The following is a 517-nucleotide window of genomic DNA, read 5'->3' on the forward strand; positions in this document are numbered from 1 at the left end:
CCTACCTGGATGCCGGCCACGTCCTGATCGACGTCACGGAAGCCGGGCGCGATGTCATCACCGGCGCTGTCCACCGGAACTCCCCGGGATGCTCCTCCCTGGTGACCGACGGGGCATGGCTGTGGCGCCAGGACTTCCCGCACTACCTGGAAACCCACCACGTGTCGCTGCCCGAGGCGTTCACCGCACACGTCCGCAGCCTGGACTACCGGATGCCCACCATCACCGTCGCGCAGTTCGCTCCGCACTACAACGAGACCTTGCCCCTGGTCGGCTGGGCCTCGCCCGTCCCGTGGCGCTCGACCGCCACCACGCTCGTACCTGAGGTACGCGCCGTGACCAGCAAGGCCCAGTTCGACGCGGTGATGCTGGAGCAGGACCGGAACAGGCCCAACGGCAGCCGAGGCAAGCGGCGCAAGCCACGGAGAGCATAGGCACCAGCAGCTCACGAGCGTCCGGCACGGCCGTTGCCCTGGGGCTGGCGTGGTGGACGGTCTATTGCGGCGCGGCGCCCGTG

1 protein-coding gene is annotated in these 517 nt (G+C 69.4%); it reads left to right on the forward strand.

Annotated features, from left to right (window positions below):
* Positions 1–434: hypothetical protein (locus ABD323_RS45460; RefSeq protein WP_344447786.1), on the forward strand; the 434-nt coding region annotated here is incomplete at its 5' end.
* Positions 435–517: the final 83 nt, after the last annotated feature.

Source organism: Kitasatospora nipponensis (assembly GCF_039528135.1).
GTDB lineage: Bacteria > Actinomycetota > Actinomycetes > Streptomycetales > Streptomycetaceae > Kitasatospora > Kitasatospora nipponensis.